Source organism: Lactovum miscens (genome assembly GCF_014202895.1).
Classification (GTDB): Bacteria; Bacillota; Bacilli; order Lactobacillales; family Streptococcaceae; genus Lactovum; species Lactovum miscens.
On record NZ_JACHHV010000009.1, the window covers coordinates 21,530 to 37,600 of the forward strand.

The 16,071-nt window shown below is 36.5% G+C and carries 16 protein-coding genes; 12 read left to right on the plus strand and 4 right to left on the minus strand.

What is annotated here, in order from left to right; all coding sequences use genetic code 11:
• Positions 1-66: 66 nt before the first annotated feature.
• The gene (def, locus tag HNQ37_RS03670) at positions 67-705 is read right to left on the minus strand and encodes a peptide deformylase (RefSeq protein ID WP_183539412.1); all 639 of its coding nucleotides are present in this window, start codon (positions 703-705) and stop codon (positions 67-69) included.
• Positions 706-1,357: 652 nt separating this feature from the next.
• Here def and gyrB point away from each other — a divergent pair.
• From gyrB to HNQ37_RS03715, 9 genes are all read left to right on the plus strand, one after another.
• A complete protein-coding gene (gene gyrB, locus HNQ37_RS03675; RefSeq protein WP_183539414.1) occupies positions 1,358-3,349 on the plus strand; it encodes a DNA topoisomerase (ATP-hydrolyzing) subunit B in 1,992 nt (663 codons plus the stop codon).
• 845 nt (positions 3,350-4,194) lie between these two features.
• Positions 4,195-4,686, plus strand: a complete 492-nt coding sequence (locus tag HNQ37_RS03680) for a MarR family winged helix-turn-helix transcriptional regulator (RefSeq protein ID WP_183539416.1) — start codon at positions 4,195-4,197, stop codon at positions 4,684-4,686.
• Positions 4,679-6,253, plus strand: a complete 1,575-nt coding sequence (locus HNQ37_RS03685) for an MDR family MFS transporter (RefSeq protein ID WP_183539418.1) — start codon at positions 4,679-4,681, stop codon at positions 6,251-6,253. The genes HNQ37_RS03680 and HNQ37_RS03685 overlap by 8 nt, the downstream gene beginning before the upstream one ends.
• Positions 6,253-7,002: a DUF4811 domain-containing protein gene (locus HNQ37_RS03690; protein ID WP_183539420.1), complete on the plus strand. Its 750-nt coding sequence runs from the start codon at positions 6,253-6,255 to the stop codon at positions 7,000-7,002. Before HNQ37_RS03685 ends, HNQ37_RS03690 begins: the two co-directional genes overlap by 1 nt.
• 350 nt (positions 7,003-7,352) lie before the next feature.
• Positions 7,353-8,681, plus strand: a complete 1,329-nt coding sequence (gene eno / locus HNQ37_RS03695) for a phosphopyruvate hydratase (RefSeq protein WP_183539422.1) — start codon at positions 7,353-7,355, stop codon at positions 8,679-8,681.
• 145 nt (positions 8,682-8,826) lie between these two features.
• Positions 8,827-9,114: a helix-turn-helix transcriptional regulator gene (locus HNQ37_RS03700; protein ID WP_183539424.1), complete on the plus strand. Its 288-nt coding sequence runs from the start codon at positions 8,827-8,829 to the stop codon at positions 9,112-9,114.
• Positions 9,111-9,566, plus strand: a complete 456-nt coding sequence (locus HNQ37_RS03705; RefSeq protein ID WP_183539426.1) for a ferrous iron transport protein A — start codon at positions 9,111-9,113, stop codon at positions 9,564-9,566. The genes HNQ37_RS03700 and HNQ37_RS03705 overlap by 4 nt, the downstream gene beginning before the upstream one ends.
• Positions 9,567-9,615: 49 nt before the next feature.
• Positions 9,616-11,676 (plus strand): ferrous iron transport protein B, encoded by a 2,061-nt coding sequence (feoB, locus tag HNQ37_RS03710; protein ID WP_183539428.1) that lies wholly within the window; start codon positions 9,616-9,618, stop codon positions 11,674-11,676.
• Entirely contained in the window at positions 11,673-11,849 is a 177-nt protein-coding gene (locus HNQ37_RS03715) for a FeoB-associated Cys-rich membrane protein (RefSeq protein WP_183539430.1), read from the plus strand. The genes feoB and HNQ37_RS03715 overlap by 4 nt, the downstream gene beginning before the upstream one ends.
• An 11-nt stretch (positions 11,850-11,860) precedes the next feature.
• Here HNQ37_RS03715 and gatD read toward each other — a convergent pair whose 3' ends face one another.
• The 3 genes from gatD to HNQ37_RS03730 form a co-directional block, all read right to left on the minus strand.
• Positions 11,861-12,649, minus strand: a complete 789-nt coding sequence (gene gatD, locus HNQ37_RS03720) for a lipid II isoglutaminyl synthase subunit GatD (protein WP_183539432.1) — start codon at positions 12,647-12,649, stop codon at positions 11,861-11,863.
• 247 nt (positions 12,650-12,896) lie between these two features.
• Positions 12,897-13,055 carry a DivIVA domain-containing protein gene (locus HNQ37_RS03725; RefSeq protein WP_183539434.1) on the minus strand — a complete coding sequence of 53 codons (159 nt, stop codon included), beginning with the start codon at positions 13,053-13,055 and terminating at the stop codon, positions 12,897-12,899.
• A 14-nt stretch (positions 13,056-13,069) separates the two neighbouring features.
• The gene (locus HNQ37_RS03730; protein ID WP_183539436.1) at positions 13,070-14,410 is read right to left on the minus strand and encodes a Mur ligase family protein; all 1,341 of its coding nucleotides are present in this window, start codon (positions 14,408-14,410) and stop codon (positions 13,070-13,072) included.
• Between the two features lie 205 nt (positions 14,411-14,615).
• On the opposite strand from HNQ37_RS03730, the gene HNQ37_RS03735 reads away from it, so the two are divergent.
• The 3 genes from HNQ37_RS03735 (at position 14,616) to HNQ37_RS03745 (ending at position 15,927) form a co-directional block, all read left to right on the plus strand.
• Positions 14,616-14,810 carry a type II toxin-antitoxin system Phd/YefM family antitoxin gene (locus HNQ37_RS03735; protein WP_183539438.1) on the plus strand — a complete coding sequence of 65 codons (195 nt, stop codon included), beginning with the start codon at positions 14,616-14,618 and terminating at the stop codon, positions 14,808-14,810.
• Between the two features lie 46 nt (positions 14,811-14,856).
• Positions 14,857-15,261, plus strand: coding sequence for a PIN domain-containing protein (locus HNQ37_RS03740; RefSeq protein WP_183539440.1), 405 nt, complete (start codon positions 14,857-14,859; stop codon positions 15,259-15,261).
• 216 nt (positions 15,262-15,477) lie between these two features.
• Complete coding sequence (locus HNQ37_RS03745; RefSeq protein ID WP_183539441.1) at positions 15,478-15,927, plus strand: CopY/TcrY family copper transport repressor; 450 nt, start codon at positions 15,478-15,480, stop codon at positions 15,925-15,927.
• Positions 15,928-16,071: the final 144 nt, after the last annotated feature.

Below are 16,071 nucleotides of genomic sequence, written 5' to 3' on the forward strand. Positions count from 1 at the left end.
AAAAGACCTCACATGTTTCAATGCGAGGTCTTTATTTTGTTCTATGTGATTGATTAGCATAAGAGATTAATCAATTATTTGCATGCCTTCACGCATTTTCCAAGGATTTTCAGGATCAATGTGGTCATAGAACATGATACCATCGGTATGGTCAATTTCATGCTGTGGCACCATAGAATGAAATCCTTTCAAGCGAATTTTCTTTTTTTCTGAATTCTTATCATAGTATTCAATGGTTACGCGTGCATGACGAACCACATACCCAGGTACTTCACGGTCAACAGACAAGCAACCTTCACCTGTAGCAATGGCGGCCTCTTCAACAGAATGACTGATAATACGCGCATTATACATAACAGTATTTAGGGCATAATCTTCCTTAGATGGAATCTCGTTGCCCTCCTCGTCAAATTTTGGTTCGCTAGGTACTAAAAGTGCAATGATACGTTTTGAAATATCAAGTTGCGGAGCTGCCAGGCCAACGCCAGCACGTAGTTCCAATTTTTCTGCCATTACTGGGTCTTGGGAATTTCGGAGGAATTGAATCATTTTTTCACCTAAAAGTATATCTACGTTTGAGAGTGGAAGAGCTACACGCTCTGCCACTCCACGCAAAGTTGGGTTACCTTCACGTATAATATCATCCATAGTGATGTAATGTGAAGGGCGAATTAATTTATTTTGTCTTTCGTCTTGTGTAGTCATATATTTATTATACCACAAGCCTTCCTATCCTGGCCTGGCATGATTGACGGATATTATTATTTTAAAACATTGATTACAATACTTCTAAAAAGTTTATGCTGGAATTATTAATCATCTTTTTATTATTTTTATAAGCTTAGATATAAAACACTTAGCAAAATTTTTTATGTTGCTTTTAAAATTAGAACAGTTTTCATGATTTTTGAATTTACTCAAACATAAGAAATAAGCTTTGGAACACCATATTATGTTCTTTAGTAATAAATTCAAGAAAGTTAATATTACAATTGAAATCAGGAGAGGATTTTCTACTTTTAGGCTTTAATGTATTATAAAAAGTACAGTAAGTATCAAGTGAATAAAAAAGGTTCGCAAAAAATTATCTGATAGAATGGATATCCACCCATTTTTCTAAATGAAATTATTTTATGTATAATACTCAGTTCATGCTATTTATTTGTTGAAACATGATTTCTTTCAAAAGTATCAAGCTAAAGGAAAATAAAGATATTTATTATTTGAATTCTGATCTAAAATCTAATGAAGGGGGCTAATGTACGTGAAATAGCGCCTAATCAAAGAAAAAGGCCTGTTTTTTTGCTATAATAGAATTAACTAAAAGTTTAGAAATGGGTAAATTTTGACTGAAGTAATGAGTTCTGAAAATATTGAAAATATTGAAAATACTGAAATTGAAGAAAAGGGCCACGTTGATCAAGAGGCTTCTGATTATGATGCATCACAAATTCAGGTCCTTGAAGGCCTTGAAGCAGTGCGTATGCGCCCAGGAATGTACATTGGTTCAACATCAAAAGAAGGATTGCACCATCTCGTTTGGGAAATTGTTGACAACTCAATCGATGAGGCACTTGCTGGATTTGCAACGCATATTGAGGTTATCATTGAAGCAGATAACTCAATCACAGTAATTGATGATGGCCGTGGAATCCCAGTTGGTATTCAAGAAAAGACTGGTCGTTCAGCTGTAGAAACTGTCTTTACTGTACTCCATGCTGGAGGTAAGTTTGGCGGCGGCGGCTACAAAGTATCAGGAGGGCTCCATGGTGTGGGCTCCTCAGTAGTGAATGCTTTATCAATGACACTTGATGTTACTGTTGAACAAGATGGTAAGAGATATTTTCAACGATATCGTCGAGGACTTGTCGGTGAACCTCTCAAGATTATTGGTGAGACAGAGCGTCGTGGAACGACGGTTCACTTTGTGCCAGATCCAGAAATTTTTACTGAAACAACTGCATTTGATTATGAAAAACTTCTAAGTCGTATTCGTGAGTTAGCTTTTTTGAATCGAGGTTTACGTATCTCGCTCATGGATAGACGTGAAGGTGGAGAGGAAAATAATAATAGTTTTTACTACCAGGGTGGAATTAAGTCATATGTCAGCTATTTGGATGAAAATAAGACAGTCATTTTTGATACACCAATCTATACTGAAGGTGAGATGGACGATATTATTGTTGAAGTTGCAATTCAATATACAGATACTTATCATGAGACAATCCTAAGTTTTGCGAATAATATCAACACTCATGAAGGTGGTACTCATGAACAAGGCTTCCGCACTGCCTTGACTCGTGTGATTAATGCTTATGCGAAATCACAAAAGATCTTAAAAGATAATGAAGATAATCTTACTGGTGAAGATGTTCGTGAGGGTTTGACGGCAGTTATTTCTGTGAAACATCCGAATCCTCAGTTTGAAGGTCAAACTAAAACGAAGTTAGGAAACTCAGAAGTTGCTGGTATTGTCAACAAACTCTTTGCTGAAGCCCTTCAAACTTTTATGATGGAAAATCCCCAGGTTGCTAGGAAGATCATTGAAAAGGGACTCCTTGCTTCCAAAGCTCGTATTGCAGCTAAGCGTGCTCGTGAAGTTACGCGTAAGAAATCGGGACTTGAAATTTCTAGTCTACCAGGTAAATTAGCAGATTGCTCTTCCAATGATCCAAAACAAACTGAACTTTTTATCGTAGAGGGAGATTCTGCGGGGGGGTCAGCGAAGTCCGGACGTAATCGTGAGTTTCAAGCTATTTTGCCAATTCGTGGCAAGATTTTAAATGTTGAAAAAGCCACCATGGATAAGATTTTGGCTAATGAAGAGATCCGTTCACTGTTTACTGCCATGGGAACCGGCTTTGGGTCTGATTATAATCTTGATAAAGCCCGTTACCATAAACTTGTTATTATGACCGATGCAGATGTTGATGGGGCTCATATTCGGACCTTGCTTCTCACTCTTTTCTACCGCTATATGCGTCCAGTAGTTGAAGCTGGCTATGTTTATATTGCTCAACCACCAATTTACGGGATTAAAGTTGGTTCTGAAACTAAGGAATACATTCAACCAGGTGATTACCAAGAAAAGGAACTCCAAGAAGCTCTGGCACGTTGGTCACAAGGACGTGCAAAGCCCAATATCCAACGTTATAAAGGCTTAGGTGAAATGGATGATCATCAGCTATGGGATACAACCATGGATCCTGAACACCGCTTGATGGCGCGTGTCACGCTAGAAGATGCTGCTGAGGCAGATAAAGTTTTTGATATGCTGATGGGTGATCGTGTAGAGCCACGCCGTGAATTTATTGAACAAAATGCCAAGTATTCCACTATCGATGCGTAAATAAAAATTATATTCATTGAAAATACTTTTTTATACAATTCTACCTAAGGGTAGATTTTTTTTACAAAAGATGACATAAATATTGGAATACGTTTGGTTTTTGAATTTTTGAAGGAAAGTTTATAAGCCTGAGAATTTCTTAGATCAAGTTTTATCCCAAATTACTATAGATTAATACTGAAAAAAATGAAACTGTAAAGATCATAATGTTGTGTTGGAAGTACTATAGAATTTTTTTACATGTTAAAATCATCAGAAAGTTTGAAAATGAAATGAGAAGTGAATGGCACAAAACAGTCTGATCTTCTCGATAAGTTTTTCAACGAAAATCTTTTGAAAAATTGGAGATTGGTTTAAACATATTAAATCTTTATGGATTATCTGAAATATGATGTTTTTCTAGGACACCGGATGTAATGCTTAAATTATTAATTTAGGAAAAGTATTGCTACTTGCTTAAATGGTTTTAGTACTAGCTATTTTTTTAACCAAAAAAAGATTAGATTCCATTATTGTTTGTTCTCAATCAAATTTTTTGACTAATAAATGAACTGATTATTTAATGATTTCCAAACGAGTCTACCTAAAAGTAAGTAATACTGAGCTACCAGAAATAACATGATTCTCTCCCAGAATTATAGCCACATTTTGTATTTACTCAAAGTCATTTAATGAATTAATAAGTGCTGAACTTGAACATCCGTAATTGACTAGAAAAAATTTTACCATTTATTTGTTTTTTGAAAATCCAAATGAGATTATTTACTTGACAAAAATATTTTTACTAGATATAATTAACACTATTAATTAATAGTGTTGTTAAAAATTAATAGAGGGAGAATAATTTGAGTAGTCGAGAAAATGCCGAAGAGCTTATTCATATTATCAAGGATATGAGTAAAAACAAGGCCGTCAATATTATGAATAGTTACTCAAGAGGCGAAATGCCTGTTCTGGGTTATCTAATGCATCATTTGGAAGAAGGAGTTGTGCCATCTGAGATAGGTCATGTTTGCCAAATTTCAACAGCTCGAGTCGCTAATATATTAAATGCATTGGAAGAAAAAAATTTAGTTACCAGAGAAATAGATAAGAACGATCGACGAAAAATTCTTGTAAGAATAACTGAAACTGGAAAAGCGAAAGCTATGATTGCAAAAGACGAAATAATTACAAATCTTGAAAAAGTACTTGAAGAGATAGGCGAAAATGATAGTAGAGAATTATTACGCCTACTAAGATCTTTTATTGAGATTGCTTATCGTATCAATTTTATGAAAGACGTTAAATCTAAGCTCATGAATGAAGAAGGATTAAAAGGAGAAAATAATGCCTGAAATAGTTGAAAAAGATTATAACATTGATATTCACGGTCATAAGTTTAACCGTTGGGCAATGCTGCTCTTAATTCTCGTCGGAACTTTCGGCTCAATGCTGATGCAGACGTCCCTTGGAACAGCCATTCCCACCCTCATGAAAGATTTTAAAATCACTATGTCAACCGCCCAACAAGCGACTACATGGTTTTTGTTGGCTAATGGGATAATGGTTCCAATCTCGGCATATCTTGCCAACAAATTCCGTACGCGTTGGCTATATGTTGGTGCATATGTAATTCTTTTTGTAGGTATGCTCATGGCTTATTCAGCGCCAACCAATAACTGGACAATTTTCCTCGCTGGCCGTATTCTGCAGGCCATTGCTGCAGGTATCACCATGCCTCTGATGCAAATATGTTTGGTTAATATGTTCTCTCCTAAGCAAATGGGTGCAGTTATGGGGATTGGTGGTATTGTTATCGGCCTAGCCCCTGCTATTGGACCTACCTTTGCGGGTTGGTTGATGTCTTCACGTCATATTTTCCTTGGAATCGTCTTACCAGCTTCATGGCGCACTATGTTCATGGTGCCAATGGTCATTGTCTTATTTGTGACAATCTTGGCTGTCTTCTTCATGCGGGACGTTGTACCAAATCGTCCAGTTAAGCTTGACATCATTTCACTAGTCTTATCTTTTGCAGGTTTTGGCGTTTTCCTCTGGGGATTTACCAACGTTGCATCAGATGGCTGGTTAAAACTTGACACAGTTGTTGCACCTATCATTGGAGGAATTATTCTGATTTTTCTTTTTGGTTGGCGCCAACTCCGCATGGATGATCCGTTCTTGAATATCCGTGTCTTCAAAAATAGGCAATTTGCTTTGACAACTGTTGTAATGGCCCTTTCAACCATGGCCATGATGGGTGTGGAAATGATGTTGCCACTTTACTTGCAAGAGGTTCGTGGACTTTCTGCTTTCAACTCAGGCCTAGTCTTACTTCCTGGTGCTTTAATGATGGGACTCGTCTCACCACTTGCAGGTGCTGCATATGACAAAGTTGGTGCTAAACCATTGGCTATTCTTGGATTCTCGATCCTTGCTCTTGGTACTTTACCTTTCCTCTTTTTTGGGATTCAAACCCCTGAACATTGGGTGACTACACTTTACGGATTGCGCATGTTTGGTGTCGCTATGGTTATGATGCCAATGACAGCATCAGCTATGAATGCATTGCCTGTTGATGAAGTTGCTGATGGTACTGCTTCTAACTCGACAGCGCGTTCGATAGCATCAGCCATTGTCGTGGCCCTGCTCTCATCAGTAGCTCAAAACATTATATTAAACAATTCACCAGCAACAAGCCTTGCAAAGATAGACCTAATCGGATTTTCGGATAAAATGCTTAAGGCCATGCTAGATGGCTACCATGCCTCATTTGCGATTGGGTTCGCCTTTGCTTTGATGGGTTTGGTCCTTGGCATATTCTTGAGAGCTGGCAAGCATGGACGTGCATCAAAAATAGAATTGCCTATTGACGAAAAAGTTAAGGTAGAAGCTGAACTTTCAGAAAGAGGTACTCTTTAATGATCATTATACTTATTGCGCTTTTCACTTTGCTTACTTTCTTTAGTTGGATGTATATTAAAAACAAAAGCACTAAAATCATTCTTGGTATTATTACTTTTCTTGCCCTAGCACTCTCTGTTTTTGGATTATCAATTCATATCACAAATCATTGGGGGATGAAGGAAGTGACTGCAACTTCATCAAAGACAATCTATTCAGCAGGTGATCCTAAAATGTCATTTGGCATGTTGATTACAAAAAAAATGGGGAATAAATCAATCCTTGTTTACAAGACATCTGCCAATACAAAAGACACGACATTGTCAATCAATTTGAATACAAAGTCTACAAGTGCAACTTTCTTAAGTGATAATGCAGAGCTTATCAATACAACTTCATCAGTCAAGTTTGTAGATTCTGATAAGGCTAACATGGTCACTAAGATAACAAAGCTTGAATTCACCAATGGATTTACCAAAGCACTCTTTGGTTTTGGTGGAGAAACTGGAACAGTGATGAAAACAGTAAAAATTGCTGAGCTTCCAAAAGATTCATGGATGGTATTGACAGCAGATCAAGCAGCCACCTTACAAAAGAAATCTGCAGGACTAGCCGCTCAACAAAAAGCTGTAGCTGCCCAATTACAAGTAGCTATCGCAACAGCACCAAATCCAGAAGCCAAGGCTGCAATTGAAGCCAAAGCCCAGGAAGCAATGAGTCCTCAAGCCGAAATTGCTCAAATCAAAAGCATATTAGGAATTAATTAAGAACAGGAAAATCTAAGGCTATAGTTATATTAAATTAACTTTTCCTAATTAACTTTTTTAGTTTTTTTATCAATATCAGCCAATGGGTAAATCTTATTCAATGGAATGAAAAAATGTAGAGTTTCAACATATAAGGCTTTTGTTAGTTGTCAAATGTGCGAAATCATATAAATGATTAACTCTGTTGGTTCCATAAGACTATAGCGGAACTCATGAAGACATTTGTCATTTTCATCAAATTGGTAATTCAAAAACAATGAAAATGAGAGTACTTGAGAAAACTTTCACTAGCCATTTTCATTAAAAAATGCTAAAATGTGCATGTAATAAACAAATTTAAGGAGACAAAAATGTCAATTATTACTGATGTTTACGCTCGCGAAGTCCTTGACTCACGCGGTAACCCAACTCTTGAAGTAGAACTTTATACAGAAGACGGCGGATTCGGTCGTGGTATGGTACCTTCAGGTGCATCAACTGGTGAGCACGAAGCAGTAGAACTACGTGACGGCGACAAATCACGTTACCTTGGAAAAGGTGTTGAAAAAGCTGTTGATAATGTAAATAACATCATTGCTGAAGCAATTATCGGATACGACGTAACTGATCAACAAGCTATTGACCGTGCAATGATCGCTCTAGACGGCACTCCTACAAAAGCAAAACTTGGTGCAAACGCAATTCTTGGTGTTTCTATCGCGGCTGCACGTGCAGCCGCTGACGAGCTTGGTATTCCACTTTACAACTACCTTGGTGGATTTAATGCTAAGGTATTGCCAACTCCAATGATGAATATTATCAATGGTGGTTCACACGCTTCTAACTCAATTGACTTTCAAGAATTTATGATCATGCCTGTTGGAGCTCCTACATTTAAAGAAGCTCTCCGTATGGGGTCTGAAGTCTTCCATGCATTGGCTTCTGTACTGAAATCTAAAGGTTACTCAACAGCTGTTGGTGATGAGGGTGGATACGCTCCAGACCTTAAGTCTAACGACGAAGGTTTCGATGTTTTGATGGAAGCTATCGAAAAAGCTGGCTATGTAGCTGGTAAAGATCTTGTCTTTGCGATGGATGCTGCTTCATCAGAATTCTACAACAAAGAGACTGGTAAATATGAGTTCGGTAAATTGGCAAACAAGCCAGAGTCCGAATGGGAACTTCGCACTGAAGACGAAATGATTGCTTATTATGAAGCACTTGTTGAAAAATATCCAATCATCTCTATCGAAGATGGATTAGACGAAAATGACTGGTCTGGTTGGGTTAAATTTACTGAAAAACTTGGTAAAAAAGTTCAACTCGTTGGTGATGATTTCTTCGTTACTAACACTGACTACCTTGCTCGTGGTATCAAAGAAGGTGCCTCAAATGCAATCTTGATCAAAGTTAACCAAATTGGTACGTTGACCGAAACTTTTGAAGCTATTGAAATGGCTAAAGAAGCAGGATTTACTGCAATTGTTTCTCACCGTTCTGGGGAAACTGAAGATTCAACTATTGCTGATATCGCTGTTGCTACAAACGCTGGCCAAATCAAAACGGGATCACTTTCACGTACTGACCGTATTGCTAAGTATAACCAATTACTCCGTATTGAAGATCAATTGGCTGAAGTTGCAAAATACAAAGGTATTGACTCATTCTACAATATCCCAGGCAACAAGTTTGCTAAATAATTTTTTGAATAAATTATGGAAAGCTCTCACCGTGAGGGCTTTTTTTAAAGCTGAAAACTAAGAAGGTAATATATGATATAATTAATTTGTCAAAAACATTTTACAAGGGCAACGGTTTGTTGCTGTAAATTTTTATGGAGGTTTTATGCAAAACATTATTCGTGAAACCAGAAAGAGACTTAGTCTATCTCAGGATGATTTAGCAAGAATCTGTCATGTCTCTCGTCAGACTATCAATGCTATTGAAAATGATAAGTATGATGCGGAATTGTCTCTCGCTTTTAGATTGGCTAATGCATTAGAAAGTAAGGTTGATGAAATTTTTACCTATGAAAATCGTATGAGAGATAATGATCCACTCTGGTGCGAAAAATACAAATGCATCCTATGGCAAAGTGCGGGATTTCAAAATCGTGAGATTAATCAGGTATGAGGAGACTAAGTCAAGCAAAATTGGGTTTGACCTATTTTTTGGTATCAACAGCCGAAGAGGTAAAGTTAAAAGAGCTAGGGTTTGTCAAAGGAAAGAAAGTTGAACTAGTAAATTTGACAGACCAAAATGCGATTGTTGTAGTTGCAGGATCCAGGATTGCTATGGGGAGAGAGACGATTGACAATATTTTTGTTAATGAAGTTCTTGATGATAAAAAAATTGTTGACTTATCAAGTCTAAAAGCTGGTGAAACTGGTGTTGTGCAAAAAATAGAGTCAGATATTGCCACAAAACATCGCTTAATGGATATGGGAATTACTCGCGGTGTAGCTATCTACGTTCGGAAATTATCCCCCTTAGGTGATCCAATGGAATTACATTTACGGGGCTATTCTTTAAGCCTTAGAAAGCAAGATGCAAGGTTGATCAAAGTTCTGGTGAAAGAAGTATAACTCATCAGTTAGAGTATTGAATGTAGAAAAACTTTTTAGAGGAAATTGAATGACAACAATAGCCCTCGTTGGTAACCCTAATTGCGGGAAATCCAGCGTTTTTAATATACTAACCAGAAGTAATCAGACTGTTGGCAATTGGCCAGGGGTAACAGTTGAACGTAAATCTGGGACATATAAGAAAGACAAGTCTGTTTTAATTCAAGACTTACCCGGTATTTACTCACTTTCTCCATTTTCTCTTGATGAAAAAGTCTCTCGAGACTATTTGTTAAAAAGCCCACCTGATGCTATTGTAAATATCGTTGATGCCACTAATCTTGAACGAAGTCTCTATTTGACCTTGCAATTGATTGATTTTGGGATCCCTATGATCATCGGGCTTAATATGATGGACCTCATGAAGTCTGCTGGCAAAATTATCGATGTAGAAAAATTGAGTTATTCGTTAGGCCTACATGTAGTTGAAATGTCAGTACTTAAAAATCATGGCCTAAATGAGGCAATTGATTTAGCAAAGAAAGACGCAAGTAGAGCAGAAATGCATTATGATGCACGACTTGAAGCGAGTCTTTCAGAAATCTCAAACGTAATTAAGAAAGATGAAATTGAACGTTACTCTTTAATGTCAGCTTTTGAGGGAGATTTTAGTCCACTTAAAGATGAGTTGAATGAGGATCAAAAAAATGAAATTTCAGAAATTCGCTCAATTACTGAAAAAATATTTGATGATGAAGCATTGGAAATTGTTGTAAACGAGCGGTATGCTCTAATCGAACAAGTTATGCAACTGGTTGCAAAAGATTCAGGGGTCTCTGGTAGCTTGACTGATAAGATTGATCGAATTGTTACTTCTAAATGGTTAGGTATTCCTGTATTTATATTAATTATGTGGTTGGTCTATTTTGTATCCATTCAGACAGTTGGCAACATGGGAACAATTTGGTTAAATGATGTCCTTTTTGGTAAAATAATCCCGGAATTTCTAACAAATCTAATGGGAAATTTGAAAATTGTAACTTGGCTGCAAGACCTTGTTTTGAATGGCATTTTGGCGGGTGTAGGTGCAACTCTGGCTTTCATCCCACAGATTTTTGTCCTTTTTATATTATTAGGAATTTTGGAAGATTCAGGTTATATGGCAAGGGTTGCCTTTGTTATGGATCGGATTTTCCGTCATTTTGGTCTCTCAGGTAAGTCTTTCATCCCTATGCTAATTGCTTCAGGTTGTGGGGTGCCAGCGATCATGGCAACTCGAACTATTGAACAGGATCGTGACCGCAGAATTACCATCATGGTTACCACTTTTATGCCCTGTTCTGCAAAATTGCCAATTATTGCTCTAGTATCTGCAGCATTTTTCCCTGGAAATCCTTGGATTGCACCTAGCGCCTATTTTCTAGGGATGGGAATGATTATAATTTCTGGTATTATTTTGAAGAAATTGCGCATGTTTTCAGGGAATCGCTCGGCGTTCATTATGGAATTACCTAATTATCATTTGCCTCAGGCCTGGACCGTGATAAAGTATGGTTTAGATAAGGCATTTAGCTTTATAAAGCGAGCAGCTACAATAATCTTTGTCGTTTCGGTTGGAACTTGGCTCTTGTCAAACTATAACTTTTTGTTACACAAGGTCAATTCCGCACAATCGATGCTTGCTGATCTAGGAAGATTGATTGCATGGGTTTTTGCCCCTCTTGGGTTTGGCGAATGGCAGGCAGCCTTGGCGACGATTACAGGATTAGCTGCCAAGGAAACAATTGTTGGAACTTTAGGAGTTCTTTATGGCAATGGTAATAAATTGACGTCTGCCTTTTCGGCTCATTATTCAGCCGCCGCTGGTTATTCTTTTCTTGCATTTAATTTGCTCTGTGCTCCTTGTATTGCCTCTATTAGTACAATTTTTAAAGAAATGGGGTCAGTGAAATGGGGATTAAGGGCCCTTAGTTTTCAGACTGCAATCGCCTATATGATGAGTTTTGTGATATATCAATTCGCTAAAATTTTTAGCAACGGTTTTGATTTTCTTTCGTTTTTTGCAATAATTGTAGTAATAGTTGGTCTCTATTTCATTTTCAGGCCCAGCCCAAAGGAGATTTTAGCATGAATATTTCTTCAATCATTCTATTAGTGTTGATTATGGTTGCACTTTGTATTGCAATATATAAAATTAAAGCCTCAAAAGGTGCCTGTGATGATTGTGATGTTTCAAATTGCCCTATTCATCTGTCAGAGAATACTGAAATTTCTGAAAATATTAGCTTTCATAAAAAAAATTGAGAAATATGAGATTAGCTCTCGTGTTTCTCAACTTTTCTTTTATAATCTTTTATTTGCTCACTTTCTAAATTTTTAAATAAAGAGTTAAATTCTGAAATTTCAGCATTGGGGTATTTCTGCAAAATTGCTGTCTTTATTAATCGGTAAGCTAAACGAGGATTTCTTGAAAGAATTGGGCCATGAAAATAAGTGCCATAAGTATTTTTATAATGTAGACCTTCTGAATGATCATCTGGGTTATTTCCCCCCCCATAGATAACCAGACCAAGTGGCTTTTCTTCTCCGGCCAAATAAGTGATACCAGAATGATTTTCAAACCCATAGTAGGTTTCATTGAATTCCTCATTATGAGTTTCAATATCACCTATGAATCGGTTGTTGCCGAGGTTTTTTGTGTAGTGTGGAAGAACTCCCGTCCCTAAAATCTTTTTTCCAGAAGCGTTAATGTAATACTCACCTAACATTTGATAGCCACCGCAGATGGATAAAAGTGGCTTTTCTGCTTCAATATAAGCTTTTAACTCACTACTTATACGATAAAGATCCTCAGCGATAACTTCCTGTTCAAAGTCTTGCCCTCCTCCCCAAAAGACAAGATCATAATCATTTTTTTTAAAATTATCTCCCAAAGAGACGATTTTAAAAGTAGTGGCAGCACCTAGCTTTTCGGCAATATACTTTAAAAGCAAGATATTACCATTGTCGCCATAAGTATTCATTAAGTCCCCATAAAGATGGGCAACCCGAATTTGGTATGTATATTTTTCAGAATTTAAAGTTTGAATAGAAGTGTAAGTCATAATGGGTTTTCCTTAAGTAGTCAGAATAGGTACTTGACCTCATCCTTATAATAATCTTTGTAGACAACATGAAAATCTTTCATAAAGTCATTAGCAAAATATTTTGCAAGGTTTAATTGTCATTGATAAATTTTACTGATGGAATCATCAACTTCAATGTTGTCAAAACCAGAAAGTACAATTTGAAAGTTTTGAAGTTAAATTGTCAAGACATCCGTCTCTTTCAACTACGATTTTTTAGATAGCTTCATACTTCACTTTTGGAATAGCCTCTAACAGCTGTGTCAAAAAGTTTATTATTAATTTCTTTGGTTGTTAGATAAGGATCAGAGATGTGATCAATAAAGTAATCAACTTCCTCCTGGCTATGAACCATGCCTTGTAAATGCAATTTTGTTTTTTCCATTTCCGTGTTTTCCCTTATTTCAACTCTCCAGTAATGTACCCAGCTTTGGCTAGGACTTCACGGATTTCGAGCATTGCTGTGTAAGTTGCTAAAACATAGACCTGGTCTGACTTTGAATTTTTTATTGATTCTAGAATCTCTTCGTGAGATTTTTTTTCTTGGGGATCAAGGCCAGCGACTCTAAGGCGTCTTGCCATTTCAGAACTACGAATGCCACCAGTAGTGACTTCATTAATTGCTAGACTAGTTAGGATTTCGAAATTAGCATCCCAGATCCAGCTGGTGTCAATTCCATCTGCATAGTTGGCGTTAAGGAGAGCTATAAGTGATAGATCACCTTTAACTAATTTGAGCAACTCTATGGCTTGATTAGTTCCAACAGGGTTCTTAATTAAGATGATTGTTACTTGTTTATTACCAACTTTAAAAGTTTCTTGGCGACCAAATACAGCTCGAGATTTCTCAAACCCAGATTTGATCAGATCAGGCGAGATATCAAAATGCTCAGCTACCGCAACGGCAGCCAATGCATTATAAATGTTATAAAGGCCACCAACATTGATTTTATAAGAATTCTCATCAATCACAAATTGAGATGAAGAACTTGAGATATCTACGAGTTCAGATAATCGATAATCTAGTTTGGGACGATGGAAGCCACAATTCAAGCAAATGTAATTGCCTAGATTTGCATAAGTATTCATCTTGAAATCAAGAATATGATGACAATTGGGGCAAAGGACACCAGCTGTGTTGTAGTGAGCTCTATGTGGTGTATTGCTTTCATGATCAAAGCCATAATATTTTACAGGATTCACCAATTGTCTAGAATTAAATATGGGAGAATCTGCATTTAATAAAACTGTCCCTTTAGGTGAATTAGCTGCTCCCTTAACGATAAAGTCGTAAGTTGTGTAGATTTCACCGTAACGATCCATTTGATCACGAAAAATGTTGGTAAAGACAAAGAGGTTGGGCTTAATATATTTAGTAACTTTTGGTAATGAAGCCTCGTCGATTTCAAGTATAGCGAATTTTTTTGATCTATGCCTGGTGCGAGGAGCTTTGAGAAAAGTTGAGACAATACCAGTTACCATATTTGCGCCAGAAGTGTTCGTGACAATTGATCCAAAGGCATTTTCAAAAATCCCAACTGTTAAGGCAGTTGTAAGTGTTTTCCCGTTGGTGCCGGTAATCACTATGATTTCATAATCTTTGGTCAAGTTTTTAAGGATATCTGGATCCAGCTTTAGTGCAATTACACCTGGCAGTGTAGATCCACGATGTAAAAAAGTACGCAGTCCCCAGCCAGCTGTTTTTCCAATTGTTTTTGCAAATTGTGAACGTAAGGTCATGTTGATATTTTATCATGATTTACTATTTGAGAATAGATTTTATCTTATTTTTTGTTCACTTTAGTAAAAAAAAACATTTTTATATGAATGAAATCAATATTCTTAACAAAATGGCTAAAATAATTATAAAAATATAGCTAAAATAAATAAATAATATTAGTCGAAATAATTGACAAAAAAAGATTAATATAATAGAATATAGAATATGATAGTTTCTGCGACAGAGATTAAAAACAATTTTGGAAAATATTTGGCCCTTTCGCAAAAGTCAGATATTTCTATCAAAAAAAATGGAAAAATTATTGCCATTTTAAAAAGTTTTGACAATGAAAAATTTAACCAACTTGATAAATTGACCGGAATTATTGATTTGAGCCTACTTAACCACGAGCAATTATAATAGATATCATTTAGAAAGAGGATGTTGAGTGGAGATAAAGATCTTAATGAATACGGATGTTGCCCTAGACTTCCTAACTAAAAATGGGGAAAAAACAAAAGAAGCCCAAATGATGATCCGTGACAGTTTGAGAGGACGTTATGAACTGTTGATCACGAGTGAAACCGTTTCAGAGATAAACCGGCTAATGCTTGAGTCAGGCATGACAGTTGGTCAAGCTAAAGAATGCTTGAGTACTTTACTTAACTTGATTAACGTAATTGATACTACAGAAGATGATTGTCAACAAGCCCTCAATTATGAAGATGATGTTGAGTTTGATAACGCAATGATCGTTGAAAGTGCTCGCCGAAACCAATGTGCCGCAATTGTTACACGTTCAGAATTTAGCCTGAAATCAATTGATTTAGATTTATTTAGTCCGAAAGAATTCTTAGCACTAGGTATTTAATAACTAAGAGATGATAAATGGGAACTCTGCGAGGTTAAGCGGAGTTTTTATTTTTAAGGACCAATTATTGACTCTGGAAAAAAATTGACAATAAGTAGATACCCATTATGTAGGCATAGACTTGACATTTGTCGTTTACTATTGTAAACTTAATTTGAAAAATTATATGCTCTCTACAAAAAAGGGTTTACTCAAATCAGGAAGGAGGATAATAAGATGAAAGAGCAAGAATTAAATATATCTAATGCTGAGATGGTAATTATGCGCGTTATCTGGTCATTAAATGGAGCCAAAGTGGAAGAGGTAATGCGTCAAATTTCAAAACGCCAAAATTGGTCGCTAGCTACAGTGAAGACTTTAATGGGACGTTTGGTTAAAAAGGAGGTCCTCACGACTGAAAAGGAAGGACGAGCCTTTGTTTATCGTGCTGCAATGAGTGAATGTGACGCCATTCGCCAAATGACTGGTGAACTCTTGGAAAAAATTTGTGCAACGAAGGAATCTGAATTTTTATCAGACGCGATTGACCTGGCAAAATTGAAGCAATCTGATATTGATAACTTAATTAAGCAACTTCAGGAAAAAGTAGCTACAGAAACGGTGAGCTGTGACTGTCTTGATGATAACAATTGTAGTTGTGTTCACAATCAAATAATAAGTAAGTAAATAAGTAATTTGGCTAGTCTCACACTGGATAGAAAAATGTACTATATTTGAACCTATAAGCAGTAATTATTTAAGAAATTCAAGGCATAATTTAAAACTGTTGTGTGGGCCTGTAACATTAGTTATAGATATATGGGAGATATG